Consider the following 25,310-nt stretch of genomic DNA (forward strand, 5'->3'; position numbering starts at 1 on the left):
GAAGAGGCCCGCACCTCCGTCAGGGGTGCGGGCCTCTTCCGTACGTTCTCCTCCGCGGCTACGACCCGGAGGAGAACGCTTCAACACACTTCGCCTTCAACACTCTTCACCAGGGCGCGGAACTAGCCCTTCGACGCCTTCTTCTCCTCGGCGTCCTCGATGACCGCCTCGGCGACCTGCTGCATCGACATACGACGGTCCATCGACGTCTTCTGGATCCACCGGAACGCCGCCGGCTCCGTCAGGCCGTACTCCGTCTGCAGAACGGACTTGGCACGGTCCACCAGCTTCCGCGTCTCCAGACGCAGCGTGAGATCCGCGATCTCCTGCTCCAGCGCCTTGAGCTCCGCGAACCGGGACACGGCCATCTCGATCGCCGGCACAACGTCACTCTTGCTGAACGGCTTCACCAGGTACGCCATCGCGCCCGCGTCACGGGCCCGCTCGACCAGGTCGCGCTGCGAGAACGCGGTGAGCATCAGGACGGGGGCGATGGACTCCTCGGCGATCTTCTCCGCCGCGGAGATGCCGTCCAGCTTCGGCATCTTCACGTCGAGGATCACGAGGTCCGGCTTGTGCTCCCGGGCCAGCTCGACGGCCTGCTCACCGTCACCCGCCTCACCTACGACGGTGTAGCCCTCCTCCTCCAGCATCTCTTTGAGGTCGAGACGAATCAGCGCCTCGTCCTCGGCGATGACGACACGGGTCGTCAGCGGAGGCACGTGCGACTTGTCGTCGTCGGGCGCGTCTACGGGCTGGGGCGACTCGGGGGCGGTCACGGGGGCTCCTCGTTCAGGGCGGGACTGCTGACAAGAGACTACCTAGCTGCGGTAAAGTAGTGGCGCGAGGGGGCACCATACCCCTTCCTTTCTAAGGCCCCAGTACTCCAATCGGTTAGAGAGGCCGCTCTCAAACAGCGGACAGTGTGGGTTCGAATCCCACCTGGGGCACTTTTCCTGCGATTCCAAGGTCGCCACTCAAGGCGGATGTTCCCGTTCTAGTGAACATCCGCTTTTTGCTGCGTGTCGCAAGTTCCGCGTGCACACAGTGGCCATATGTACGACATGGGCACACGTAAGCGGACTCTTGCCCTGGTGGGCCAGGGGCGCAGCCTGAACTCGGTGAGCAAGGAAACCGGGATTTCCCGAGCCGCGATCCGCTCATGGCAGATACGCATTGAGCCCCTCGACGGCAACCGCTCACAGCCCTGCCCAAGGTGCCGCGCCATCCCAGGGGAGCCTGACGAGCCCGCTGCGTACGCCTATTTGCTGGGTCTCTATCTCGGCGACGGCTGCGTCAGCCTCCTGAGAAGAGGCGTCCACTTTCTTCGCATCGCGTGCGCCGACGCGTGGCCCGGTCTGATCGACGCCTGCGCGGCAGCGATGCAGCTGGTGCGCCCCGACAACAAGGTGTTCCGCGTCCAAAGCGCGGGCTGCCAGTACGTCACTTGCTGCAGCAAGCACTGGCCCTGCCTGTTCCCCCAGCACGGACCCGGCAAGAAGCACGACCGCAAGATCGCTCTCGAACCCTGGCAACGACGAATCGTCGACGCCCATCCTTGGGAATTCATCCGGGGGCTCATCCACTCGGACGGCTGCCGTATCACCAACTGGACGACGCGCCTCGTCGCCGGGGAAACGAAGCGCTACGAGTACCCCCGGTACTTCTTCACCAACAAGTCGTCCGACATCATGCGTCTCTTCACCGACACCCTCGACGCCGTAGGCGTCGACTGGAAACAGCCGAACTCTCGCAACATCTCCATCGCCCGCAAAGCCTCCGTAGCCCTCCTCGACACCCACGTGGGCCCCAAGTACTGACCGGCGGCGGCGGAGAAGGCCCCGTCGGCTACTTCGGGCTGTCGTCCTCGCCGACGTGGTGGACGCGGACCAGGTTGGTGGAGCCGGTGACTCCGGGCGGGGAGCCCGCGGTGATCACGACGATGTCGCCCTTGGCGCAGCGGCCGTACTTGAGGAGGAGTTCGTCGACCTGGTCGACCATGGCGTCGGTGGAGTCGACGTGGGGGCCGAGGAAGGTCTCGACGCCCCAGGTGAGGTTGAGTTGGGAGCGGGTGGCGGGGGTGGGGGTGAAGGCGAGGAGGGGGATCGGGGAGCGGTAGCGGGAGAGGCGGCGGACGGTGTCGCCGGACTGGGTGAAGGCGACGAGGAACTTGGCGCCGAGGAAGTCGCCCATTTCGGCTGCGGCGCGGGCGACGGCGCCGCCCTGGGTGCGGGGTTTGTTGCGTTCGGTGAGGGGCGGGAGGCCCTTGGCGAGGATGTCCTCTTCGGCCGCTTCGACGATGCGGGACATCGTCCTGACGGTCTCGATGGGGTATTTGCCGACGCTGGTCTCGCCGGAGAGCATGACGGCGTCGGTGCCGTCGATGACGGCGTTGGCGACGTCGGAGGCTTCGGCGCGGGTGGGGCGGGAGTTCTCGATCATCGAGTCGAGCATCTGGGTGGCGACGATGACCGGCTTGGCGTTGCGCTTGGCGAGTTTGATGGCGCGCTTCTGGACGATCGGGACCTGCTCCAGGGGCATTTCGACGCCGAGGTCGCCGCGGGCGACCATGATGCCGTCGAAGGCGGCGACGATGTCGTCGATGTTGTCGACGGCCTGGGGTTTTTCGACCTTGGCGATGACGGGGAGGCGGCGGCCTTCCTCGTCCATGATGCGGTGGACGTCGTCGATGTCCTTGCCGCTTCTGACGAAGGAGAGGGCGATGACGTCGAAGCCGGTGCGCAGGGCCCAGCGGAGGTCGTCCTGGTCCTTGTCGGAGAGGGCGGGGACGGAGACGGCGACGCCGGGGAGGTTGAGGCCTTTGTGGTCGGAGACCATGCCGCCTTCGATGACGGCGGTGTGGACGCGGGGGCCGTCGACGGAGGTGACTTCGAGGCAGACCTTTCCGTCGTCGACGAGGATGCGTTCACCGGGAGTGACGTCGGCTGCCAGTCCGTCGTAGGTGGTTCCGCAGTGTTCGCGGTCTCCTTCGGCGCCTTCTTCGACGGTGATGGTGAAGGTGTCTCCGCGTTCAAGGAGTACGGGGCCTTCGGTGAAGCGGCCGAGGCGGATCTTCGGGCCTTGAAGGTCGCCGAGGATTCCGACGCTGCGGCCGGTCTCGTCGGAGGCTTTCCGCACGTGTCGGTAGCGCTCCTCGTGGTCGGCGTGGGTGCCGTGGCTGAGGTTGAAGCGGGCTACGTCCATTCCGGCTTCGACCAGGGCTTTGATCTGGTCGTACGAGTCGGTGGCGGGGCCCAATGTACAGACGATTTTTGCTCGGCGCATGATTCGAGCCTAGGCCTTACCGGTCGGTAGAGAATTCGTCGCGCATGACTACTCAACAACCTTTGCGTGAAGGGTTATTGACAACTGTTGAATTGTGCGCCGGGGCGCTCCGATGAGCAGAGGGGTTCCCGGTGTGTCCGGTGCTTTCACCTGCTCGCGTCCGTCCAGTATCCGTCCGGCCGTGCGGTGGGTGCGCGGCAGAGTCGTCGGGTGACTTTCCGTGATGTTTCTGGGTGGCTAGAGCCGTGGTGGCGCCATGGTGAAGCGGGCGTTCACCTGGGCGTGGACGTGCTGGCGTTGGGGTTCGAGGTCGAGGGGGGCTGGTTCGTCCTCGAAGGGTCCTGAGCCGGGGGCGGCTGAGCGCAGGGAGCGGGCGGCTTGGGCGGTGTAGGTGTTGCGGTGGGTGTCTTCGGCGCCGATGTCGGCGAGTTCGACGAGGGCGGTGAGGGTGGTGTCGAGGGCTTCGGCGTATTCGCGGGCGCGTTGGACGGCTTCGCGGACGGCTTGTTGGCGTGCGGTGCGGTGGGCGGGTGAGGTGGGGCGCAGGGTCCACCAGGGGCCGTCGACGCGGGTGAGGTCGAGGTCGGCGAGGGCGGTGGTGAGTTCGCCGAGTGCGGTGAAGTCGTTGAGTTCGGCGGTGATGTGGACGTGGCCGTGGTGGGTGCGGACGCGTTCTCCGCGGCCGTGGCGGCCGAGTTCGGGGCTGATGGTGAAGGCGCCGGTTTCGAGGTGTTCGACGGCGTCTCCGTAGGTTTTGACGAGGTCGAGGGCGAGGGTGTTGCGGCGGGTGAGGTCGGCGAGGGCTTCGCGGCGGTCTTTGCCGCGGGCGGTGACGGAGATGCCGATGCGGGCGATCTCGGGGTCGACTTCGAGGTGGGCTTCGCCTCGGACGGCGATGCGGGGTGTTTCGGGGGTGCCGTAGGGGACGGCGGGTGGGTTCTGCTGGGCGCTGGGGTCGGTGTTGGGGGTCATACGTCCCACTCTGTCACCGGGAGGGGGGTGCGTGGTGCCGTCGGGTCACCAGATGGAAACCTCCAGGGCCTGTTGCCGGGGCGGGTGTTGGGCCAGAATCTACGCGCGTCGTTGACCTTTTCCCGAGGAGTTCGAGACATGTCGTTGAACCGCCGGAAGTTCCTGAAGAAGTCCGCTGTTACGGGTGCGGGGGTGGCGCTCGCGGGTGCGGGCGCGGCTCCGGCGGCCCAGGCCGCGGAGGCCGCGGAGGCCGCGGAGGCGAGGAAGGGGGGCAGGCCCGTGAAGCGGTACGAGCTGACGGTGATGGGGACGACCGACCTGCACGGTCACGTGTTCAACTGGGACTACTTCAAGGACGCGGAGTACTCGGACAAGGCGGGTAACGCGCAGGGTCTGGCGCGGATCTCGACGCTGGTGAGCAACATCCGTGCGGAGAAGGGCCGTTGCAACACGCTGCTCATCGACGCCGGTGACACGATCCAGGGCACTCCGCTGACGTACTACTACGCGAAGGTGGATCCGATCACCGCCAAGGGTGGTCCGGTGCATCCGATGGCGCAGGCGATGAACGCGATCGGCTATGACGCGGTGGCGCTGGGGAACCACGAGTTCAACTACGGGATCGAGACGCTGCGGAAGTTCGAGTCGCAGTGTCACTTCCCGCTTCTCGGTGCCAACGCGCTGGACGCGAAGACGCTGAAGCCGGCGTTCCCTCCGTATTTCATGAAGGAGTTCCACGTCCATGGCGCTCCGCCGGTGAAGGTGGCGGTGCTGGGCCTGACGAACCCGGGTATCGCGATCTGGGACAAGGCTTATGTCCAGGGGAAGTTGACGTTCCCGGGTCTTGAGGAGCAGGCGGCGAAGTGGGTGCCGAAGCTGCGTTCGATGGGTGCGGACGTGGTGGTCGTGTCGGCGCATTCGGGTACGTCGGGTACGTCGTCGTACGGTGACCAGTTGCCGTATCTGGAGAACTCGGCGGCGCTGGTGGCTCAGCAGGTGCCGGGGATCGACGCGATCCTGGTGGGTCACGCGCACCTGGAGATCCCGGAGTTGAAGGTGACGAACACGGCGTCGGGGAAGACGGTCGTGCTGTCGGAGCCGCTGGCGTACGCGGAGCGGTTGTCGGTGTTCGACTTCGGGCTCGTCTTCGAGAAGGGCCGGTGGACGGTCGAGTCGGTGGCGGCGTCGGTGCGCAACACGAACTCGGTGGCGGACGACCCGAGGATCACGCGGCTGCTGAAGGACGAGCACGACGTGGTGGTGGCGTACGTGAACCAGGTGGTCGGTACGGCGACGGACACGCTGACGACGGTGGAGGCGCGGTACAAGGACGCGCCGATCATCGATCTGATCACCCGGGTTCAGGAGGATGTGGTGCGGGCGGCGCTGGTGGGGACGCAGTACGCGTCGCTGCCGGTGATCGCGCAGGCGTCGCCGTTCTCGCGGACGTCGGAGATTCCGGCGGGTGATGTGACGATCCGGGATCTGTCGGGCCTGTATGTGTACGACAACACGCTGGTGGCGAAGGTGTTGTCCGGTGCGCAGGTGCGGGCGTACCTGGAGTACTCGGCGAACTATTTCGTGCAGACGGCCGCGGGTGCGGTGGTCGACACGGAGAAGCTGACGAACGCGAACAACCGTCCGGACTACAACTACGACTACGTGTCGGGGCTTCGGTACGACATCGACATCGCGCAGGCGGAGGGTTCGCGGATCAAGAACCTGACGTACAAGGGTGCGGCGCTGGATGACGCGCAGCAGTTCGTGTTCGCGGTGAACAACTACCGTGCGAATGGCGGCGGGGCGTTTCCGCATGTCGCTTCGGCGACCGAGGTGTGGTCGGAGTCGACGGAGATCCGGACGCGGATCGCGGAGTGGGTGACGGCGAAGGGTGTGCTGGACCCGAAGGAGTTCGCTTCGGTGGACTGGAGGTTGACGCGGGACGGTTCGCCTGTGTTCTAGGGCGGGGCGGGTTGGGGTTCACGGCGTCGGCGCGGTTTCTCGCGTCGGCGCCGTTGCTGTTCGGGTCCGTTGCTGTTCGGGTCCGTGGACGGGGTCTTGTTGCGAGTGTTCGGGTCCGCGGTTCCCTACGGGTGTTCAGGGGGTCGGATCCGCTGTGTCCCGGCGTTGTTCATCTGCCCTCGACCAGGGGGATCAGGGGGACGAGGGGGGTGAGTGTCCGGGTTTCGTGGCCTTGGCGGGCGGCGGGGACGCGGGGGGTCTGTTCCAGGCCGAAGGTGGTGAAGGCGGTTCGGCCGGGGAGGGGGTAGGGGTCTTTGCCGGTGAGGGAGTTGAGGATGGTGGCGCTGCGCCAGGCGGCGAGGCCGAGGTCGGGTGCGCCGACGCCGTGGGTGTGGAGTTCGGCGTTCTGGACGTAGACGCGGCCGGTGACGGCGGGGTCGAGGACGAGGCGGAACTGGTTGTCGATGTCGGGGCGTTCGGCGTTGTCGCGGCGCAGGTAGGGGTCGAGTCCGGCGAGGAGTGGGGTGATGGGGCGTTCTCGGTAGCCGGTGGCGAGGACGACGGCGTTGGTGGTGAGGCGGGAGCGGGTGCCTTGCTGGCCGTGTTCGAGGTGGAGTTCGATCTTGGTGGTGGCGACGCGTCCGGCGGTGCGGACGGTGACGGCGGGGGTGAGGACGGCGTCGGGCCAGCCGCCGTGCAGGGTGCGGCGGTAGAGCTCGTCGTGGATGGCCGCGATGGTGTCGGCGTCGATGCCTTTGTGGAGTTGCCATTGGGCGGCGACGAGCCGGTCGCGGACGGGTTCGGTGAGGGCGTGGAAGTAGCGGGTGTAGTCGGGGGTGAAGTGTTCGAGGCCGAGTTTGGAGTACTCCATGGGTGCGAAGGCCTCGGTGCGGGCGAGCCAGTGGATCTTTTCTTTTCCGGTGGGGCGGTTGCGGAGGAGGTCGAGGAAGACTTCGGCTCCTGACTGGCCGGCGCCGATGACGGTGATGTGGTCGGCGGTGAGGAACCGGTCGCGGTGTTTGAGGTAGTCGGCGGCGTGGATGACGGGTGCTTCGGGGGCCTCGACGAGTGGTTTGAGTGCTTCGGGGATGTGGGGGGCGGTGCCGACGCCGAGGACGATGTTGCGGGCGTGGGCGCGGCCGTGCGCCTGGGCTCGGCCGTGGGTGTCGAGCTGGGTGAAGTCGACTTCGAAGAGGTCGTGTTCGGGGTTCCAGCGGACGGCGTCGACCTGGTGGGCGAAGCGGAGTCCGGGGAGGTTGTCGGCGACCCAGCGGCAGTAGGCGTCGTATTCGGCGCGCTGGATCTGGAAGCGCTCGGCGAAGTAGAAGGGGAAGAGGCGGTCGCGGTCCTTGAGGTGGTTGAGGAAGGACCAGGGGCTTGTGGGGTCGGCGAGGGTCACCAGGTCGGCGAGGAAGGGGACTTGGAGGGTGGCGCCGTCGATGAGCAGGCCCGGGTGCCAGTCGAAGCCGGGGCGTTGTTCGTAGAAGACGGTGTCGAGTTCGGTGAGGGGGTGGGCGAGGGCGGCGAGGGAGAGGTTGAAGGGGCCGATGCCGATGCCGACGAGGTCGCGGGGGGTTTCGGCGGCGGGGCGCTGGGGGTGGGGTGTCGGTCTCATCGGGGGGTGTGTCCTTCCACCAGTTTCAGGAGCGTGGCCAGGTCGCCCGGCCGGGTGTGGGGGTTGAGGAGGGTGGCTTTGAGCCAGCGGCGGCCGTCGAGGGTGGCGCGGCCGAGGACGGCGTGGCCTTGGTCGAGGAGGGTGCGGCGTACGGCGGCGACGGTGTCGTCGGTGGCGTCGGTGGGCCGGAACAGGACGGTGCTGATGACGGGGTGGTCGTAGAGCTCGAAGCCGGGGTGCGCGGCGATGAGGTCGGCGAGGTGGTGGGCGTGGGCGCAGACCTGGTCGACGAGTGCGCCGATGCCGTGCCGTCCGAGGGTTTTGAGGGTGACGGCGATTTTGAGGATGTCGGGGCGGCGGGTGGTGCGCAGGGAGCGGCCGAGGAGGTCGGGGAGGCCTGCTTCGGTGTCGTCGTCGGCGTTGAGGTATTCGGCGCGGTGTCCGAGGGGGGTGAGGTCGGCGGGTTCGCGTACGGCGAGGAGTCCGGCGGCGGCGGGTTGCCAGCCGAGTTTGTGCAGGTCGAGGGTGACGGTGTCGGCGCGGGCGAGTCCGTCGAGTTCGGTGCGGTGCCGGTCGCTGAAGAGGAGGCCTCCGCCGTAGGCGGCGTCGATGTGGAGGCGGGCGCCGTGGGTGGCGCAGAGGTCGGCGACGTCGGGGAGTGGGTCGATGAGTCCGGCGTCGGTGGTGCCGGCGGTGGCGGCGACGAGGAGGGGGCCGCGCAGGTCGGTGAGGGCGCTGTCGAGGGCGGCGGGGTCGAGGGTGCCGGCGGGTGCGGGGAGGACGACGGGTTCGGGGAGGCCGAGGAGCCAGGTGGCGCGGTGGAGGGAGTGGTGGGCGTTCGCTCCGCAGACGAGTTGGATGCCGTGGTGTTTCTCGCGGGCGAGGAGGAGGGCGAGTTGGTTGGACTCGGTGCCGCCGGTGGTGATGAGGGCGTCGCCCTGGGTGCCGTAGATCTCGTGGGCGAGGGCCCGGGTGACGAGTGCTTCGAGTTCGGAGGCGGCGGGGGCCTGGTCCCAGGAGTCGAGGGAGGGGTTGAGGGCGGAGGCGGCGAGGTCGGCGGCGGTGGCGACGGCGAGGGGTGGGCAGTGCAGGTGGGCGGCGCACAGGGGGTCGGCGGGGTCGGCGGCGCCTTCGGCGACGGCGCGTACGAGGGTGTGCAGGGCGTCGGTGCTGCCGTGCTGGGGCAGGGGGTCGCCGAGGGCGGCTCGGAGGCGTTGGGCGACCTGTTCCGGTCCTCCGGCCGGGAGGGGTCCTCCGCGGGCGGCGGCGCCTTCGGCGAGTGCGTGCAGGACGGTGTCGAGCAACGGCCGCAGTGCGTCGGGGCCTTCGGGACCTGAGGCGAGGGGCGGCGTGCTCATGGGTGTCCTCCGGTGGACGCGCGGGCGGGGTCCTTCCCGGCGTGTACGCGTTTTGGGCAGGTGCGCCCGCCAAGGACAACGATTCGAGCCGGGCGGGGGTACTGCCGTGCGGAGGAAATGTGCGGTAGGGATCTGGCCATCGGCGCCCCGTCGCACGGTCGTTCGGAGTGGTCGGGCCTGAACGACCGTGTACGCGAACGCCGGTGAGCTGAGGAGTCAGTCTCACCGGCGTTCGCGGATCGGGGTCCGGATCGGGGTCCGGATCGGGCTCCCCCGGGGCGGCAGGGGCGGAGCCCTGGTGTCTAGGCCTGCCTCACCCTCAGCGCCCGTGCGAGGTCGTCGAGTTGGTCGGCGAGTTTGCGGCGCAGTGCCGGGATGGGGTCGGCGTCGCTCAGGCAGGTCTTGCCGAGGGCGACGGTTTCGGGGGCGACGGCACAGGAGGGGAAGGCCCAGCGGCCGGCGGCCTCGGCGATGGCGGGGCCGCGCCGCTCGGCGACGGCCACGGCGTCGGGCCAGTAGCGCTCGACGTACTCGCGGACGAGGTCGGTCTGTTCGGGCTGCCAGAAGCCCTGGGCCGTGGCCGTGAACAGGTAGTTGGAGAGGTCGTCGGTGGCGAACATCGCGTCCCAGGCGGCGCGTTTGGCCTGTGGATCGGGCAGTGCGGCGCGGCAGCGGGCGGCGCCTTCCTGGCCGGTGGCGCTGGGGTCCTGGACGAGTTCGGCGTCGATCACGGCGTCGTCGACGGCGCCGAGGACGGAGAGTCGGCCGAGGATGCGCCAGCGCAGCTCGGGGTCGAGTTCGGGGCCGCCGGGGACGGTGCCCTCGGAGAACCAGGCGCTGATGGTGTCGGGGTGGGCGGCGACGTCGATGAGGTGGCGTACGGCGGTCAGGCGCAGGCCGGGGTGGGAGTCGTCCTCGGTGCGGCGGATGAGGTCGCGGCACAGGTCGGTGAGGGTGGCGAGGGCGGTGGGCCGGTCCTCGGGGCGCAGGTACCGGTCGGCGACGTGGGCGCTCGCGAAGGACAGGACGCCCTGGACCAGGGCGAGGTCGGTCTCGTGCGGCAGGTGGGTGCGGGCGGCCTCGATGTAGGCCATGGCGGGCAGTTCGCCGTCGCGTACGGCGTCGCGCAGGGCGTTCCAGACGACGGCGCGGGTGAGGGGGTCGGGGAGTCCGGAGAGACGGGTGCTGACGGCGTCGAGGGAATCGGCGTCGAAGCGGATCTTGGCGTAGGTGAAGTCGCCGTCGTTGAGGAGGACGAGGGCGGGGCGTGGGCCGGCGGTGCTGATGCCGATGTTGCCGGTGGCGGGGAGGTCCGCCTCCAGGCGCTTGCGCAGGGTCAGCAGGCGCGCGTCGTGGAGGTCGCGGTCGTAGAGGCCGATGGTGACGTGGTGCGGACGTCTGCCGCCGGGCGACTTGAGGGTGGTGAGGTGGGTGAGGCCGGGGCGGTTCTTGGCGGGGTCTGGCTCGGACCAGACTCCGGAGCTGGACTCGTGCTGGATGTCGAGGTGCCAGTTCCCGTCCTCGGTCCGGACTTCGGGGGTGAGGGTGTCGACGCCGGTGGTGCGCAGCCAGGCGTCGGCCCAGGCGTGTACGTCGCGTTCGGTGGCGGAGGCGAGGTTGTCGATGAAGTCGGCGAGGGTGGCGTTGGCGAACTTGTGGCGGGCGAAGTGGGTGTTGATGCCGGCGAGGAAGTCCTTCTCGCCGAGCCAGGCCACGAGTTGGCGCAGTGCGGAGGCGCCCTTGGCGTAGGAGATGCCGTCGAAGTTGAGCATGGCGGACGCGGTGTCGGGGACGGCGTCCGGGTCGGGGGCGACGGGGTGGGTGGAGGGGCGCTGGTCGGCGTCGTAGCCCCAGGACTTGCGGGCGACGCCGAAGTCGACCCAGGTGTCGGTGAAGCGGGTGGCCTCGGTGAGGGTCTGGTAGCCCATGTACTCGGCGAAGGACTCGTTGAGCCAGATGTCGTCCCACCAGCGCAGGGTGACGAGGTCGCCGAACCACATGTGGGCCATTTCGTGGGCGATGACCATGGCTCGGGTCTGCCGCTCGGTGTCGGTGACGGCTGAGCGGTAGATGAACTCGTCGCGGAAGGTGACGAGGCCGGGGTTCTCCATGGCGCCGGCGTTGAATTCGGGGACGAACGCCTGGTCGTAGGAGTCGAAGGGGTAGGGCTCGTCGAACTTCTCGTGGTAGCGGTCGAAGCAGGCGCGGGTGACGTCGAGGATCTCCTCGGCGTCGGCGTCCAGGTACGGGGCGAGGGAGCGGCGGCAGTGGAGGCCGAAGGGGAGGCCTGCGTGCTCGGTGCGTACGGAGTGCCAGGGGCCGGCGGCGACGGCGACGAGGTAGGTGGAGATGAGGGGGGTGGCGGCGGCCTTCCAGTGGCCGTCGCCGAGGTGTTCGGTGATGCCGTTGGCGAGGACGGTCCAGTCCTGGGGTGCGGTGACGGAGAGCTCGAAGACGGACTTGAGGTCGGGCTGGTCGAAGGCGGCGAAGACGCGCTGGACGTCTTCCATGAACAGCTGGGTGTAGAGGTAGGTCTCGCCGTCGGTGGGGTCGGTGAAGCGGTGCATGCCCTCCCCGGTGCGGGAGTAGCGCATGCTCGCGTCGACGCGCAGTTCGTGCTCGCCGGCGGTGAGGCCCTTGAGGGGCAGCCGGTTCTCGTCGAGGGTCTCGGGGTCGAGGGGGCGGCCGTCGAGGGTGACGGAGCGCAGTTCGGCGGGCTTCAGCTCGACGAAGGTGTCCGCGTCGGCGCGGGTGGTGAACCGGATGACGGTCAGGGAGTCGAAGGTCTCGTCCCCTCCGGTCAGGTCGAGCTCGATCCCGTAGTGGTGGACGTCGAGGAGATTGGCACGGGTCTGCGCTTCGTCGCGCGTCAGTACGGACATGGGAACATGCTGCCCGATGCCGCAGGCAGGACACAGGGGTGGTCCGGTATATGCGCATTGCGGCCACCCGGTCACGGGCCCGTGTTACGGCGTGCGGCCCTGTTCCAGCCGGTTTCCTTCCGGCTCGCGCGGGTCCCGTTCGGGGTGGCGGCGGCCGGGGATGCGTCCGTCGGGGTGTGCGAGGGCCGGGGCGGGGGTGTGTTCCTTGACGAGGGCGCGCAGTTCGCGCAGCTCCGCTTCGAGGGCCCGGTGTCGGCGCTGGGCCTCGTACAGGTAGCGGACCTTGGTGCGCAGGGCCCAGGGGTCGACCGGTTTCATGAGGAGGTCGGCGACGCCGAGGGCGAAGGCGTTGGCGGTGAGTGCGGCGTCCGGGCCGAAGCCGGTGAGCAGGATGACGGGGATGTGCTGGGTCTGTTCCAGGCGCCGCATGTAGCGGACGACGTCGAGGCCGCTGACGCCGGGCATGCGTACGTCGAGGAGGAGCAGGGCGATGTGGCCGCGCAGGAGTTCCTTGAGTGCCTCGTCGCCGCCGGTGGCCCGTACGATCTTGTGACCGAGCGGGGCCAGGGTGCTCTCCAGCGCGTACAGGGTGTCCTCGTGGTCGTCGACGATGAGGATCTTGGCATCCGACGGCATGGCCCGACGTCCCCTCGTTTGGGCATACCAGCTTATGCCCGTACGGACGCACGACGCGGGCCCGTGGTGGTGGCGGGGGTGTTCGCCGTCGAGGACGGGCGTGGCGTGCCCGACGGCGCCCACGGGCGTTGTGTGGTGAGCAGGAAGTGTGCGGGAGTGCACAGCGCAGGATGCCCGCTGCGGGCCCCCGGTGTCACTCCCCCGGGTCGGCCGTGCCGGTTCCCGCGTCGTCCGCGATGCGCTCGTGGTGCCGGATGACCTCGGCGATGATGAAATTCAGCAGTTTTTCGGCGAAGGCCGGATCCAGCTTGGCGCTCTCGGCGAGGGTGCGGAGCCGGGCGATCTGGTGGGCCTCGCGGGAGGGGTCGGCCGGCGGCAGCTGGTGGGCGGCTTTGAGGTGGCCGACCTGCTGGGTGCACTTGAAGCGCTCGGCGAGCATGTGGACGACGGCGGCGTCGATGTTGTCGATGCTGTCGCGCAGCCGGGCGAGTTCCTTGCTGACGGCGGGATCGACTTCCTGGGGCGTGCTGGTGCTCATGGCATCCAACCCTACGTGGCCGACGCGGGTCCGATCATGGGCAGCGTCGTCCACGGTGACCGCGGCACGACCGAGACGGTGAACTCGCGGGACCGCGCGCCCGTTTCGGCCACGGTCGACGGCTCCGTACGGGCGGGTCCACGGCCCTGCGCACCTTGGCCGACGGCGGTGATCCAGGCGTACGGACATCACGGTGGGCGCCCGCGACGGAGGTCGCGGGCGCCGCCGGTGCCGGTACTGATGCCGGTACTGATGCCGGTGTTGGTGCCGGTGTTGGTGCCGGTGTTGGTGCTGCTCATGTTGCTGGTGGCGGTGGCGGTGCTATTGCCGGTGCCGGTGCCGGTGAGGTCACAGGCCGGCGGCTGCCCTGGCTATGTCGGCGGCGAAGGTCGAGACCTCGCTGTACACGCCGGGGTATCCGGGCTCCGCGCAGCCCTGGCCCCAGCTGACGATCCCGACCTGGATGAAGGCGCCCGTGTCGTCCTTGCGGAACATGGGGCCGCCGGAGTCGCCCTGGCAGGTGTCGACGCCGCCCTGGGCGACGAATCCGGCGCAGATCTCGTCGCTGGGGACGAGGTCGCTGCCGTACGCCTGCTGGCAGGTGGCGTCGTCGACGAAGGGGACGGTGGCCTTGAGCAGGTAGCGCTGCTGGCCGCCGCCCTCGCGGGTGGCGCCCCAGCCGGCGACGGTGAAGTCGCCGGTGTTGTAGGCGGTGTTGGTGGCGATCTTCAGGGTGGGCTGCTCGATGGGCTTGGCGAGTTTGATGAGGGCCCAGTCCTTGCCCTTGCCGTTGTAGCCGGGCGCCTGGAGCACCTTGGTCGACTTGACCTTGACGGCGCTGCTGCTCTGCAGGTCCACGACGCCGGCGGTGGCGGTGATGGACGTGTTGGTGCCGGAGCCGTTCACGCAGTGCGCGGCTGTCAGGACGATGCTCTTGGTGTAGAGGGCGCCGCCGCATCCCATGGATAGGCGGACCATGAACGGGAACTCTCCCTGGGCGGCGCGTGTTCCGCCGACGACGGGTGCGGGTGCGGCGTGCGCGGACAGCGGCTGGAGGGACACGGCGGCGAGCGTGACCGCGCCGATGGCGAGCAGTCTTCTGATGACGCCGGGCTTCTTGAGAGACTTCAACGCGCTTCCTTTCGTGGGGGGTTGTCCGCAGGGCAGGCGCACAGAAAAGGCCTCATGGCATGCTCCTGCCAAGCTGGTGGGGATTATGGGGACCGTGCGCCGTACCGGGCAAGAAGCGCATTCCGGCCAGCAGCCGCCCCGACCCGCCACCGAGCCCCCCGCCACCGGGAGGAACCCCGCTTACAGTGGAGAGGAGTTCCGACGTCTTCTGGGGGTGCGGGCGTGGCGAACGGCGGACCCGTCGAGCACGGCTTCCCGCATCTGGACACGGTGCGGGCGTCGATCACCGCGCTCTACAAGCGGCTCTCGTACGACACCATCCACACCTTCGCGACCAGCGTCGCCCCCGCCGACGTGGCCTTCGCCGACCTCGACGACCTGCATCTGGGCGCCCAGCGCGTGGCCCGCGAGATGGTGCGGCACTACCGGCTGCCGGACGCCCGGATGATCGTCGGCTTCCGCGAGATGACCCACGCGGCGCACGTCGAACTCGCCGCGGGACCCGAGTACTTCATCGAGCTCAACGACCGCTTCCGCACCCATCGCAGGGACATCGGCGCCGCCCTGGCCCACGAGGTGATGCACGTCTATCTGCACCGCCTCGACCTCTCGTTCCCCGGCACCCGCGACAACGAGATCCTCACCGACACGGCCGCCACCTACCTCGGCGCGGGCTGGCTCCTCCTCGACGCCTACCGCGAGGACGCCGCGTCCTCGCAGAAGCTCGGCTATCTGACCCCCGAGGAGTTCGGTTACGTCCTCGCCAAGCGCGCCCTGGTCTTCGGCGAGGACCCCTCGGTGTGGTTCACCAGTCCCCAGGCGTACACCGCGTACTCGAAGGGCATGGCGCGGGCCCGCCGCGACGAGCAGCAGCCCCCGCTGACCGCGGCGGGCTGGGCGGGCCGCCGCCGCTACGCCAGGGACCGCCGCCAAGCGCAGGACCACCGCACCCCCGACCACTCCGGCGTCCCCTACGCCTTCGCGCCCGACGACCGCGGCCCGCTGCGTGTCTCCTTCCCGTGCCCGACCTGCCACCAGCGCATCAGGGTGCCGGTCCGCGGCCGGGTACGGGCGCGGTGCGCGCTGTGCCGGACGGTGCTGGAGTGCGACACGTGAGGGACGAACGGCGGGCGGACCGGGGGAAGAGCTGACACCTGCGGGGTGCGGGTGAGGCAGAACACCCCAAAAGTCTTTGCCTCGCGGGTCGGTGGCGAGCGAGGGTCGAAGGATGAGCGCGAACGACCCGGCCGCACGACTCTTCCCCGCTCTGTACGAGGGGGACGAGGACGCGGTCGTACGGCTGCTGCGCGCGGAAGTGAGCGCCGAGGCGGTCGACGAGGACGGCCAGAGCGCCCTCTACCTCGCGGCGGTGAGCGACCGGCCCGGCATCGTACGGCTGCTGCTGGCCGCCGGCGCCGACCCCGACCGCCTCAGCCTGGGCACGGACGCTCCCCTGTGCGGCGCGGCCTGCGGTGGTCACACGGAGGTGGTCCGCGCCCTGCTCTCGGCCGGGGCGAACCCGGACACGGTGGAGGCGTTCGGTTTCACCGCCCTGACCTGGGCCCTGCGGCGGGGCCACACGGCCGTGACGGAGGCGCTCCTCATGGCGGGCGCGGCCCCGGACCGGCCCGGCCCGGGGGGCGAGCCCCCGCTGGTGACGGCCGCGCACCGGGGGTCCGTCGGCTGCGTACGGGCCCTGCTCGCGCACGGGGCGGGCGCGCGGGGCGAGGCACTGGCGGAGGCCCGCCGTCTGCTCGGCGTCGGCATCGAGGCCGAACTCCGGGAGAGGCTGGCCCGAACGCACGGCCCCGGCCACCGGTCCGTCACCCACCGTCACCCGTCGCCCGAAGGCGTGACCATCGAGGTCCAGCTCCTGGACGCCCGGGGCCGGCCGTTCGCCGGCGACGACCTCCAGGCCGGCCACACGCGGATCATCACCCTGCTGAAGGCGAGCACGACCCGCCCCGGACGCTGAACCCCCGGGGATCCAGGGGCGGTACGGCCGCACGCGCGCCGGTCCCGGACGGGACGCGCGGTGGCCGACGGCCCTCTTGCAGGACCCGCGGAAAACACGACGCGGGGACTCCGGGGAGCTTCCGCCTCCGTCCGAGCGGGGGACCGTCTCCGTGGGATCCCCGCCGCCGGGCCGGCCGGAAAACCGGCGGGACACGCCGAGCCTCCTACCGCGCCCCGTACACCGCCCCCGGGGCCTCCGCCTCCGTCAGGAGTTTCCGGGCCGTGTCACCGGCCTCCGCCGGGGTCCATCGGGCCCCCTTGTCGGCGCCCGGCCCCGGCCGCCAGCCCTCCATCACGGTGATCCGGCCGCCCTCGGTCTCGAAGACGCGGCCGGTGACCCCGGCGCTCGCGGCCGATCCGAGCCAGACGACCAGTGGCGAGACATTGCCGGGGTCCATGGCGTCGAATCCGCTGACGGGAGCGGACATGGTGTCGGCGAAGGTCCGTTCGGTCATCCGGGTGCGGGCGGCCGGGGCGATGGCGTTGACCTGGACGCCGTAGCGCCTCATCTCGGCCGCCGCGACCAGCGTCAGGGCGACGATGCCGGCTTTGGCGGCGCTGTAGTTGCCCTGTCCGACGGACCCCAGCAGGCCCGCTCCGCTGCTGGTGTTGACGACTCTGGCGTCGGGCGCGCGGCCCGCCCCGGCCTCCGCCCGCCAGTGCTCCGCCGCGTGCTTGAGGGGCAGGAAGTGCCCTTTCAGGTGGACCCGCACGACGGCGTCCCAGTCGTCCTCGTCGAGGTTGACCAGCATCCGGTCGCGCAGGAACCCGGCGTTGTTGACCAGCGTGTCGAGCCGCCCGTACGTTTCCAGGGCGGTGCGGACGAGGGACACGGCGCCCTCGGTCGTGGCGATGTCGCCGCCGTGGGTCACCGCCTCACCGCCCGCCGCGCGGATCTCCTCCGCCACCCGCCGGGCCGGGCTGTCCGGTCCTGGGGCGCCGTCGAGGCCGACGCCGAGGTCGTTCACCACGAGCCTGGCGCCCTCGGCGGCGTACGCCAGCGCGTGTGCCCTGCCGAGCCCGCGGCCCGCGCCCGTGACGATCACGACCCGCCCCTCACACAGCAATCGTGCGCTCATCCCGCTTCTCCCTGCTGGTCCTTGTTGGCGGTGGCGGCGTCGAGGAAGGCGGGCCGCTCGCCGCCTCCGTGGACGAGGATCGAGGCGCCGCTGATGTACGCGGCGGCGTCCGAGGCGAGGAAGACGGCGGCGGCGCCGACATCGGACGGCCGGGCGAGGCGGCCGAGCGGGACGGTGCGGGCGACGGCGGTGACGCCGTCCTCGCCGCCGTAGTGCAGATGGGCCAGTTCGGTGCGGACCATGCCGACGACCAGGGTGTTGACCCGGATCTCCGGCGCCCACTCGACGGCCATCGAACGGGCCAGGTTCTCCAGTCCGGCCTTGGCCGCGCCGTAGGCCGCCGAACCGGGCGAGGGGCGCGACCCGCTCACGCTGCCGATCATCACGATGGAGCCCCGGGCCCGCCTGAGGTGTTCGTACGCGGCGATCGACGCGGTGAGCGGGGCGGTGAGGTTCAGCTCGATCACCCGGGCGTGCCGCTCGGCGTCCGCCTCGGCGAGCGGGCGGTAGGGGGCGCCGCCCGCGTTGTTGACCAGGACGTCGAGCCGGGGCAGGGCGTCGAAGAAGGCCCGCACGGCGGCCGGGTCACGCAGGTCGACGGGGACGAAGCCGGCGCCCTCGACGGGGACTTCGGGTGGTCGGCGGGCGCAGACCACGACATGCGCGCCGGCCCGCGCGAAGGCCCGTGCGATACCCGCCCCGACTCCTCGGGTGCCGCCGGTGACGACGACGGTCCGGCCGCCGAGGTCCACGGCGGCGCCCTCACGGTCCTCGGTGTCCACGTTGTCCACAGGGCCTCCCGCGCGGCCGCGATCGCTGCTAGCTTCCATGACACCTAACAAACGTTTGGTGGAAAGGTAGCTGATGTCCTCATGGGTGTCTCCACCTCGTCCCCGGAAAAGGGGATTTCCGTCGTCACGGTCGACTTCCCGCCGGTGAACGCGCTGCCGGTGCGGGGCTGGTTCGACCTCGCCGACGCCGTGCGCGCGGCGGGCCGCGACCCCGGGATCCGCTGCGTCGTCCTGACCGCCGAGGGGCGCGGGTTCAACGCGGGCGTCGACATCAAGGAGATGCAGCGCGACACCACCGGTCACGGCACGCTGATCGGCGCCAACCGCGGCTGCGCCGAGGCCTTCGCCGCGGTGTACGAGTGCGAGGTGCCGGTCGTCGCGGCGGTGCACGGTTTCTGTCTGGGCGGCGGCATAGGGCTCGTGGGGAACGCGGACGCGATCGTGGCGAGCGAGGACGCCACGTTCGGCCTGCCCGAGCTGGACCGGGGCGCGCTCGGCGCGGCGACGCATCTGTCCCGTCTCGTCCCCCGGCATCTGATGCGCGCCCTGTACTACACCTCGCGCACGGCGACCGCGGCCGAGCTGCACGCGCACGGCTCGGTGTGGCGGGTCGTGGCGCGCGGGGAGCTGCGGGCGGCCGCGCTGGAGCTGGCCCGCGAGATAGCGGCGAAGGACGGTCAGCTCATCCGGCTCGCCAAGGCCGCCATCAACGGCATCGACCCCGTCGACGTGCGCCGCAGCTACCGCTTCGAGCAGGGCTTCACCTTCGAGGCGAATCTCGCCGGAGTGGCCGACCGCGTCCGCGACACCTTCGGCAAGGAGGCACCCCGGTGAGCGACAAGGCCATGTCGGCCGAGGACGTCGTCGGCCGGCTGGAGAGCGGGATGACCCTCGGCATCGGCGGCTGGGGTTCGCGCCGCAAGCCGATGGCCCTGGTCAGAGCACTGCTCCGCACCGAGATCACCGATCTCACCGTCGTCGCGTACGGCGGCCCGGACGTCGGCCTGCTCGCCGCCGCCGGACGGATCCGTGCCCTCGTCACCGCCTTCACGACGCTCGACTCCGTCCCGCTCGAACCGCACTATCGGGCGGCCCGCGAGCGCGGCGCGTTCGAGCTGACGGAGGTGGACGAGGCGATGTTCATGTGGGGGTTGCACGCGGCGGCGAACCGGCTGCCGTTCCTGCCGGTTCGCGCGGGGCTCGGCTCGGACGTGATGCGGGTCAATCCGGGCCTGCGGACGGTCACTTCACCGTATCCCGACCCGGAATCGGGGATACGGGAGGAGCTCGTCGCGATGCCCGCGCTGCGCCTGGACGCGGCGCTGGTCCACATGAACCGGGCGGACCGCCAGGGCAACGGTCAGTACCTGGGCCCGGACCCGTACTTCGACGACCTGTTCTGCGAGGCCGCGGACACGGCGTACGTCTCCTGCGAGCGGATCGTCGACACGGCGGAGCTGACCAAGGAGGCCGCGCCGCAGACCCTGCTGCTCCGGCGGTCGCATGTGACGGGTGTCGTGGAGACACCGAACGGCGCGCACTTCACCTCGTGCGTCCCGGACTACGGGCGGGACGAGGCCTTCCAGAAGATGTACGCGACCACGCCGTACGGGGAGTTCGCCGAGCGCTTCCTCGGGGGCGACGAGCACGCCTATCGCAGCGCTGTCCAGGCCTGGCGGAAGGAGCGGGACCAATGAGCGCCGGTCGAGCCGAGTACTGCGTGATCGCCTGCGCCGAGGCCTGGCGGGACAGCGGGGAGGTGCTCGCCAGCCCCATGGGCCTGATCCCGTCCATCGGCGCCCGGCTGGCCCGGCGCACCTTCTCGCCCGATCTGCTGCTGACCGACGGCGAGGCTCTGCTCGTCGGCCTCGACGGCAGCCCGGAGGGCTGGCTGCCGTACCGCAGACATCTGACGGCGGTGACCGGCGGGCGGCGGCACGTGATGATGGGCGCGAGCCAGATCGACCGCTTCGGCAACCAGAACATCTCGTGCGTCGGTGACTGGTCCCGGCCCCGGCGCCAACTCCTCGGCGTGCGCGGCGCTCCGGTCAACACCCTGAACAATCCGACCAGTTACTGGATCCCGAAGCATTCCCCGCGCGTCTTCGTGGAGCGGGTCGACATGGTGTGCGGGGTGGGGTACGACCGGGCCGCCGCCGCGGGCCCGAGCGCCACCCGCTTCCATCGCCTGCCCCGGGTGGTGACCGACCTCGCCGTCCTCGACTTCGCGACGCCCGACCACTCGATGCGGCTGGTGTCCGTGCACCCGGGCGTCACCGTCGAGCAGGTCAGGGAGGCGACGGGGTTCGAGCTGGCGATCCCGGACGAGGTGCCGTTCACCCGCGAACCGACGCCGGAGGAGCTGGAGTTGATCCGCGCGGTGATCGATCCGAAGGGTCTGCGGGACCGGGAGGTCCCCGACCCGCAGGACGGCGCGCGGGAGGGGCGAGCACCCGACGAACGCGGCGGCGCGCGGGCCCGGGGTGTCCCCGGTCCGTCGCGTGGGGGTGCGCGCTGATGGAGACCGCGTTGACCGCGCTCGTCGGCGTGCGGCATCCCATCGTGCAGACGGGCATGGGCTGGGTTGCGGGGCCCCGTCTGGTCTCGGCGACGGCGAACGCGGGCGCGCTGGGCATCCTGGCCTCGGCGACGATGACACTCGACCAGCTCCGCGACGCGGTGCGGGAGGTCAGGTCCCGTACGGACAGGCCCTTCGGCGTGAATCTGCGCGCCGACGCCGGGGACGCCGGCGACCGGGTGCGGATCATCGTCGACGAGGGCGTGCGCGTCGCGTCGTTCGCGCTCGCCCCCTCCCGCGAGCTGATCGCCGGGCTGAAGGAGGCGGGCGTGATCGTCGTGCCGTCCGTCGGCGCCCGGCGGCACGCCGAGAAGGTGGCCGCCTGGGGGGCCGACGCGGTGATCGTGCAGGGCGGCGAGGGCGGCGGGCACACCGGGGAGGTGGCGACGAGCGTGCTGCTGCCGCAGGTGGTGGACGCCGTGGACATCCCGGTGGTGGCCGCGGGCGGCTTCCACGACGGGCGGGGGCTGGTGGCGGCGCTGGCCTACGGGGCGGCGGGCATCGCGATGGGCACGCGTTTCCTGCTGACCTCCGACTCGACCGTTCCCGACGCGGTGAAGGCGAGGTATCTGGCGGCGACGGTGAAGGACGTCACCGTGACGACGGCCGTCGACGGGCTGCCGCACCGGATGCTGCGCAGTGAGCTCGTCGACGCCCTGGAAGGGGCGGGCCGCACCAGAGCCCTCATCCAGGCCGTGCGTCGCGCCGCCGGGTTCCGGCGGATCTCCGGCCTGTCCTGGTCCCGGATGATCCGCGACGGCCTCGCCATGAAACACGGCAGGGACCTGTCCTGGAGTCAGGTCCTGCTCGCCGCCAACACCCCGATGCTCCTCAAGTCGTCGATGGTGGACGGGCGTACGGACCTGGGGGTGATGGCGTCGGGCCAGGTGGCGGGGGTGATCGAGGATCTGCCGTCGTGCGCGGAGCTGGTCGAGCGGGTGATGGCCGAGGCCCGGGAAACCCTCAACGTCCTTGCAATCAGGGGTGATTGAATGCGCGAATGAATCAGTCGATCAGAGAGCCGTGGGGCCTCAGCGTCTTCGGCGCCGGAAGCGTACGAGCCGAACCGCAGCTGGTGCGGGTGAAGCTGGCCGTGGACGTCCAGGAGCCCTCGCCCGACGAGGCGTTCCACAAGGCGGGGACGGCGGTGTCCCTGCTGCGCGAGACCGTGCGCCGGCACGGGATACCGGACGCCTCGGTCTCCGGCTCCAAGCTGAAACTCAACTCCGAGTACGACGGGTACGGAGCGGGCCGCAAGTTCCTCGGCTACCGCTGCCAGGCGTCGTACATCATCGAGATCGAAGCGGTCGACGATCTTCAGCAGCTCATCGTGGACGCGGTCGACGCGGGCGCCAACCGTGTCGACGAGGTCACCTTCGACGTGCTCGACAAGCCCGCGATGCGGGACGAGGCACGGCGCAGGGCTGTCGCCGCGGCCCGCCGCAAGGCCACGGTGTACGCGGAGGCGGCAGGCGTCTCGCTGGGGACGGTCCTCCATGTGCAGGATGTGGACGCGGAGTCCTGGGAGCTCCGCGGCCATCGGGGTCACGGCGGCGGCGGTGGCAGCTCGGAGGGCGATCTGGCCCCAGGCATGGTCGAGGTCCACGCCGGTGTCCTGCTGGGCTTCTCGCTCGGCGGCTGACGTCCGTCCGGGAAGCACGGCTCCCGGGGCCTCGGGTTCGCGAGGCGGCAGTGCCCGGCACGGGCGGGGGACCACGCCTCGCACCGGCCTCGTCAGAGCCGCTCGATGATCGTCACGTTCGCCTGGCCGCCGCCCTCGCACATCGTCTGGAGGCCGAACCGGCCGCCGGTGCGCTCCAGTTCGTGCAGCAGGGTCGTCATCAGCCGCACGCCCGTGGCGCCGAGGGGGTGGCCGAGGGCTATGGCGCCGCCGTTGACGTTGACCTTCTCCGGATCGGCACCGGTCTCCTTGAGCCAGGCGAGGACGACCGGGGCGAACGCCTCGTTGATCTCGACGAGATCGATGTCGCCGATGGACATGCCGGTCTTCTTCAGGGCGTACGCGGTGGCGGGGATGGGGGCCGACAGCATCCGGATCGGGTCCTCGCCGCGCACGGAGAGGTGGTGCACGCGGGCGCGGGGGGTCAGGCCGTGTTCGCGGACCGCCCGCTCGGAGGCGAGCAGCATCGCGGCGGCGCCGTCGGAGACCTGGGAGGAGCAGGCGGCGGTGATGGTGCCGCCCTCGACGACCGGCTTCAGGCCCGCCATCTTCTCCAGGGTGGTGTCCCGGCGGGGGCCCTCGTCGGCCGTGACCTCGCCGTGGGCGACGGTCTCGCGGGCGAAGCGGCCCTCGTCGGTGGCGCGGATCGCCCTCCGGTGGGAGCGGAGGGCGAACTCCTCCTGGTCCCGGCGGCTGATGCCCCACTTGGCGGCGATGAGTTCGGCGCCGTGGAACTGGTTGACGGGGCGGTCGCCGTAGCGGGCGCGCCATCCCTCGCTGCCCGCGAAGGGGCCCTGGGTGAGGCCGAGCGGTTCGGCGGCCTGGCGGGAGGCGAAGGCGATGGGTATCTGGCTCATGTTCTGCACACCGCCCGCGACGACCAGGTCCTGGGTGCCGGACAGGACGCCCTGGGCGGCGAAGTGCACGGCCTGCTGGGAGGACCCGCACTGCCGGTCGACGGTGACCCCCGGCACCTCCTCGGGCAGTCCGGCAGCCAGCCAACTGGTGCGGGCGATGTCCCCGGCCTGCGGCCCGACCGTGTCCAGGCAGCCGAAGACGACGTCCTCCACGGCGGCCGGGTCCACGCCGGACCGTTCGACCAGGGCCCTGAGCACGTGCGCGCCGAGGTCGGCCGGGTGGACGCCGCTCAGTCCTCCCCGGCGCCGCCCGACGGGCGTGCGGACCGCTTCGACGATATAGGCCTCGGCCATGACGACTCCCTTGCGGACATGGGTGGTTCGCGTGCGGTTCGCTTACGTCTCCTCGCGGACGGAGATGCCGTCGAGCACCATCGACAGGTACTGCCGGGCGATCTCCTCCGGGCTGTGCTGACCGCCGGGCCGGTACCAGGAAGCGGCGACCCACACGGTGTCGCGCACGAACCGGTAGGTGAGGCGGATGTCGAGGTCGGCCCGGAAGACCTCGGCGTCGACTCCGCGTTCCAGGGTGCTCAGCCACGCCTTCTCGAAGTTGCGCTGGGACTCGGCGAGGAAGGCGAAGCGCTGCTGCGCGGCGAGGTGCCGGGCCTCCTTCTGGTAGATCGCGACGGCGGCGCGGTGCCGGTCGATCTCCCGGAAGGACTCGGTGACCAGGGCCTCCAGGGTTTCCCGGGGGCCGAGTCCGGAGTCGAGGACGGTGTCGTAGCCGTCCCAGAGCTCGTCGAGGAAGGTCCGCAGGATCTCCTCCAGCATCGATTCCTTGGAGTCGAAGTGGTAGTAGAGACTGCCCGCGAGCATCCCGGCCTCGTCCGCGATCTTGCGGACGGTGGTGGCGTTGTAGCCCTGTTCGGCGAACACCTCGGCGGCGGTGCCGAGCAGTTCGCGGCGACGCTCCGGGGTGGCGGTCACCTGGGGCTTCTTCTTGGTAGGCACCGGGCCATTGTCGTCCTACGCATGCTGGCTGCTCACGGACACGACCTCGCCGGTCAGGTACGAGGAGTAGCCGGAGGCGAGGAAGACGATCACGTTGGCGACCTCCCAGGGTTCGGCGTACCGGCCGAAGGCCTCGCGGGCGGTCAGTTCCTCCAGCAGTTCGGGGGTGGTGACCTTCACCAGGTGGGGGTGCATGGCGAGGCTGGGCGAGACGGCGTTGACCCGTACGCCGTACGCGGCGGCCTCGATCGCGGCGCAGCGGGTGAGCGCCATGACGCCCGCCTTCGCGGCGGCGTAGTGGGCCTGTCCGGACTGGGCGCGCCAGCCGACGACGGAGGCGTTGTTGACGACGACTCCGCCGTCGCCCCGTTCCTTGAGCCGTCGCAGCGCCGCGCGGGTGCAGCGGAAGGTGCCGTTCAACGTCACGTCGAGGACCTTCGACCACTGTTCGTCGGTCATGTCGACGAGGGGTGAGGTACCGCCGAGGCCGGCGTTGTTGACGACGATGTCCAGTCGGCCGTGGAGGCCGGTGGCGGTGTCGAAGAGGGCCTGCACCTGGTCCTCTTCGGTGACGTCGCAGGGCAGTGCGGCCACCTGGCCAGGGCCGAACTCCACGGCCAGGGTCTCGGCGCTCTCCTTGAGCCGGCGGGGGTGCGCGTCGCTGATCAGGACGCGCGCGCCCTCCTCCAGGAACCGGCGTGCCGTGGCTCCGCCGATGCCGGCGCCCGCCGCGGCGGTGATGACGGCGGTGCGGCCCTTCAGCAGCCCGTGCCCGGGTACGTACGCCGGACTCTCGACGTCGCTCATGACTCCAAGCTAACCTACCAAACACTTGTTAGGGAAGCTTGCCGTCACCCGAGGCCCCCACCCCCGAACCCGCCCGAAGCCCCACCCCCGAACCCCGCCCGAAGGCCG

The 25,310-nt window shown here is 70.4% G+C and carries 23 protein-coding genes and 1 tRNA gene; 10 read left to right on the top strand and 14 right to left on the bottom strand.

Annotation, left to right across the window (positions count from 1 at the left end; translation table 11 throughout):
* Positions 1–122: 122 nt before the first annotated feature.
* Positions 123–779: an ANTAR domain-containing response regulator gene (locus ACFYW8_RS16505; RefSeq protein ID WP_261708099.1), complete on the bottom strand. Its 657-nt coding sequence runs from the start codon at positions 777–779 to the stop codon at positions 123–125.
* 96 nt (positions 780–875) lie between these two features.
* On the opposite strand from ACFYW8_RS16505, the gene ACFYW8_RS16510 reads away from it, so the two are divergent.
* Both ACFYW8_RS16510 and ACFYW8_RS16515 read left to right on the top strand, forming a co-directional pair.
* A tRNA-Leu gene (locus ACFYW8_RS16510) sits at positions 876–950 on the top strand.
* A 105-nt stretch (positions 951–1,055) separates the two neighbouring features.
* Positions 1,056–1,820 carry a transcriptional regulator gene (locus ACFYW8_RS16515; RefSeq protein ID WP_389074510.1) on the top strand — a complete coding sequence of 255 codons (765 nt, stop codon included), beginning with the start codon at positions 1,056–1,058 and terminating at the stop codon, positions 1,818–1,820.
* Positions 1,821–1,848: 28 nt separating this feature from the next.
* Here the strand turns inward: ACFYW8_RS16515 and pyk are convergent, their stop codons facing one another.
* Positions 1,849–3,285, bottom strand: a complete 1,437-nt coding sequence (gene pyk, locus ACFYW8_RS16520) for a pyruvate kinase (RefSeq protein WP_389074515.1) — start codon at positions 3,283–3,285, stop codon at positions 1,849–1,851.
* Between the two features lie 237 nt (positions 3,286–3,522).
* Entirely contained in the window at positions 3,523–4,257 is a 735-nt protein-coding gene (locus ACFYW8_RS16525) for an SIMPL domain-containing protein (protein ID WP_389074519.1), read from the bottom strand.
* A gap of 138 nt (positions 4,258–4,395) precedes the next feature.
* Here ACFYW8_RS16525 and ACFYW8_RS16530 point away from each other — a divergent pair, with 138 nt between their 5' ends.
* Positions 4,396–6,219: a bifunctional metallophosphatase/5'-nucleotidase gene (locus ACFYW8_RS16530; protein ID WP_389074523.1), complete on the top strand. Its 1,824-nt coding sequence runs from the start codon at positions 4,396–4,398 to the stop codon at positions 6,217–6,219.
* Positions 6,220–6,388: 169 nt separating this feature from the next.
* On the opposite strand, the gene ACFYW8_RS16535 is transcribed toward ACFYW8_RS16530, so the two are convergent.
* The 6 genes from ACFYW8_RS16535 to ACFYW8_RS16560 all read right to left on the bottom strand — a co-directional run bounded on the left by ACFYW8_RS16535 (position 6,389) and on the right by ACFYW8_RS16560 (position 14,379).
* Complete coding sequence (locus ACFYW8_RS16535; protein ID WP_389074527.1) at positions 6,389–7,834, bottom strand: lysine N(6)-hydroxylase/L-ornithine N(5)-oxygenase family protein; 1,446 nt, start codon at positions 7,832–7,834, stop codon at positions 6,389–6,391.
* Positions 7,831–9,192, bottom strand: a complete 1,362-nt coding sequence (locus ACFYW8_RS16540; protein WP_365874251.1) for an aminotransferase class V-fold PLP-dependent enzyme — start codon at positions 9,190–9,192, stop codon at positions 7,831–7,833. The genes ACFYW8_RS16535 and ACFYW8_RS16540 overlap by 4 nt, the downstream gene beginning before the upstream one ends.
* Positions 9,193–9,494: 302 nt before the next feature.
* Positions 9,495–12,074 carry an aminopeptidase N gene (gene pepN, locus ACFYW8_RS16545; RefSeq protein ID WP_389074531.1) on the bottom strand — a complete coding sequence of 860 codons (2,580 nt, stop codon included), beginning with the start codon at positions 12,072–12,074 and terminating at the stop codon, positions 9,495–9,497.
* Positions 12,075–12,158: 84 nt separating this feature from the next.
* Positions 12,159–12,710, bottom strand: coding sequence for a two-component system response regulator (locus ACFYW8_RS16550; protein ID WP_389074534.1), 552 nt, complete (start codon positions 12,708–12,710; stop codon positions 12,159–12,161).
* A 193-nt stretch (positions 12,711–12,903) separates the two neighbouring features.
* On the bottom strand, positions 12,904–13,248 hold the full coding sequence (locus ACFYW8_RS16555) for a chorismate mutase (protein WP_389074539.1): 345 nt from the start codon (positions 13,246–13,248) through the stop codon (positions 12,904–12,906).
* Positions 13,249–13,596: 348 nt separating this feature from the next.
* The gene (locus ACFYW8_RS16560) at positions 13,597–14,379 is read right to left on the bottom strand and encodes a S1 family peptidase (protein ID WP_389074544.1); all 783 of its coding nucleotides are present in this window, start codon (positions 14,377–14,379) and stop codon (positions 13,597–13,599) included.
* A gap of 222 nt (positions 14,380–14,601) precedes the next feature.
* Between ACFYW8_RS16560 and ACFYW8_RS16565 the strand changes: the two genes are divergently transcribed.
* Together ACFYW8_RS16565 and ACFYW8_RS16570 are read left to right on the top strand one after the other, a co-directional pair.
* The gene (locus ACFYW8_RS16565; protein WP_389074547.1) at positions 14,602–15,495 is read left to right on the top strand and encodes a hypothetical protein; all 894 of its coding nucleotides are present in this window, start codon (positions 14,602–14,604) and stop codon (positions 15,493–15,495) included.
* 112 nt (positions 15,496–15,607) lie between these two features.
* A complete protein-coding gene (locus ACFYW8_RS16570) occupies positions 15,608–16,354 on the top strand; it encodes an ankyrin repeat domain-containing protein (protein ID WP_389074552.1) in 747 nt (248 codons plus the stop codon).
* A gap of 205 nt (positions 16,355–16,559) precedes the next feature.
* Here the strand turns inward: ACFYW8_RS16570 and ACFYW8_RS16575 are convergent, their stop codons facing one another.
* On the bottom strand, positions 16,560–17,474 hold the full coding sequence (locus tag ACFYW8_RS16575; RefSeq protein ID WP_389074556.1) for an SDR family oxidoreductase: 915 nt from the start codon (positions 17,472–17,474) through the stop codon (positions 16,560–16,562).
* Entirely contained in the window at positions 17,471–18,226 is a 756-nt protein-coding gene (locus ACFYW8_RS16580) for an SDR family oxidoreductase (protein WP_389075126.1), read from the bottom strand. Before ACFYW8_RS16580 ends, ACFYW8_RS16575 begins: the two co-directional genes overlap by 4 nt.
* 120 nt (positions 18,227–18,346) lie before the next feature.
* Here ACFYW8_RS16580 and ACFYW8_RS16585 point away from each other — a divergent pair, with 120 nt between their 5' ends.
* Genes ACFYW8_RS16585 through ACFYW8_RS16605 form a run of 5 tightly spaced genes read left to right on the top strand, consistent with a single transcriptional unit; the run spans position 18,347 to position 22,485 of the window.
* Positions 18,347–19,099 (top strand): enoyl-CoA hydratase family protein, encoded by a 753-nt coding sequence (locus tag ACFYW8_RS16585; RefSeq protein WP_365874234.1) that lies wholly within the window; start codon positions 18,347–18,349, stop codon positions 19,097–19,099.
* Entirely contained in the window at positions 19,096–19,962 is an 867-nt protein-coding gene (locus tag ACFYW8_RS16590; RefSeq protein ID WP_389074564.1) for a CoA transferase subunit A, read from the top strand. Before ACFYW8_RS16585 ends, ACFYW8_RS16590 begins: the two co-directional genes overlap by 4 nt.
* Complete coding sequence (locus tag ACFYW8_RS16595; protein WP_389074568.1) at positions 19,959–20,783, top strand: CoA-transferase subunit beta; 825 nt, start codon at positions 19,959–19,961, stop codon at positions 20,781–20,783. Before ACFYW8_RS16590 ends, ACFYW8_RS16595 begins: the two co-directional genes overlap by 4 nt.
* A complete protein-coding gene (locus ACFYW8_RS16600; protein ID WP_389074573.1) occupies positions 20,783–21,835 on the top strand; it encodes an NAD(P)H-dependent flavin oxidoreductase in 1,053 nt (350 codons plus the stop codon). The genes ACFYW8_RS16595 and ACFYW8_RS16600 overlap by 1 nt, the downstream gene beginning before the upstream one ends.
* 8 nt (positions 21,836–21,843) lie before the next feature.
* Positions 21,844–22,485 carry an SIMPL domain-containing protein gene (locus ACFYW8_RS16605; RefSeq protein ID WP_365874226.1) on the top strand — a complete coding sequence of 214 codons (642 nt, stop codon included), beginning with the start codon at positions 21,844–21,846 and terminating at the stop codon, positions 22,483–22,485.
* A 92-nt stretch (positions 22,486–22,577) separates the two neighbouring features.
* Here the strand turns inward: ACFYW8_RS16605 and ACFYW8_RS16610 are convergent, their stop codons facing one another.
* From ACFYW8_RS16610 to ACFYW8_RS16620, 3 genes are read right to left on the bottom strand one after another with little or no spacing between them, the layout of a single operon-like run.
* Positions 22,578–23,735 (bottom strand): acetyl-CoA C-acetyltransferase, encoded by a 1,158-nt coding sequence (locus ACFYW8_RS16610; protein WP_389074581.1) that lies wholly within the window; start codon positions 23,733–23,735, stop codon positions 22,578–22,580.
* Positions 23,736–23,777: 42 nt separating this feature from the next.
* Complete coding sequence (locus ACFYW8_RS16615) at positions 23,778–24,395, bottom strand: TetR/AcrR family transcriptional regulator (protein WP_365874222.1); 618 nt, start codon at positions 24,393–24,395, stop codon at positions 23,778–23,780.
* A 15-nt stretch (positions 24,396–24,410) separates the two neighbouring features.
* Positions 24,411–25,202, bottom strand: coding sequence for an SDR family oxidoreductase (locus ACFYW8_RS16620; RefSeq protein ID WP_389074587.1), 792 nt, complete (start codon positions 25,200–25,202; stop codon positions 24,411–24,413).
* Positions 25,203–25,310 lie beyond the last annotated feature (108 nt).

This window comes from Streptomyces sp. NPDC002742 (genome assembly GCF_042888885.1).
GTDB lineage: Bacteria > Actinomycetota > Actinomycetes > Streptomycetales > Streptomycetaceae > Streptomyces.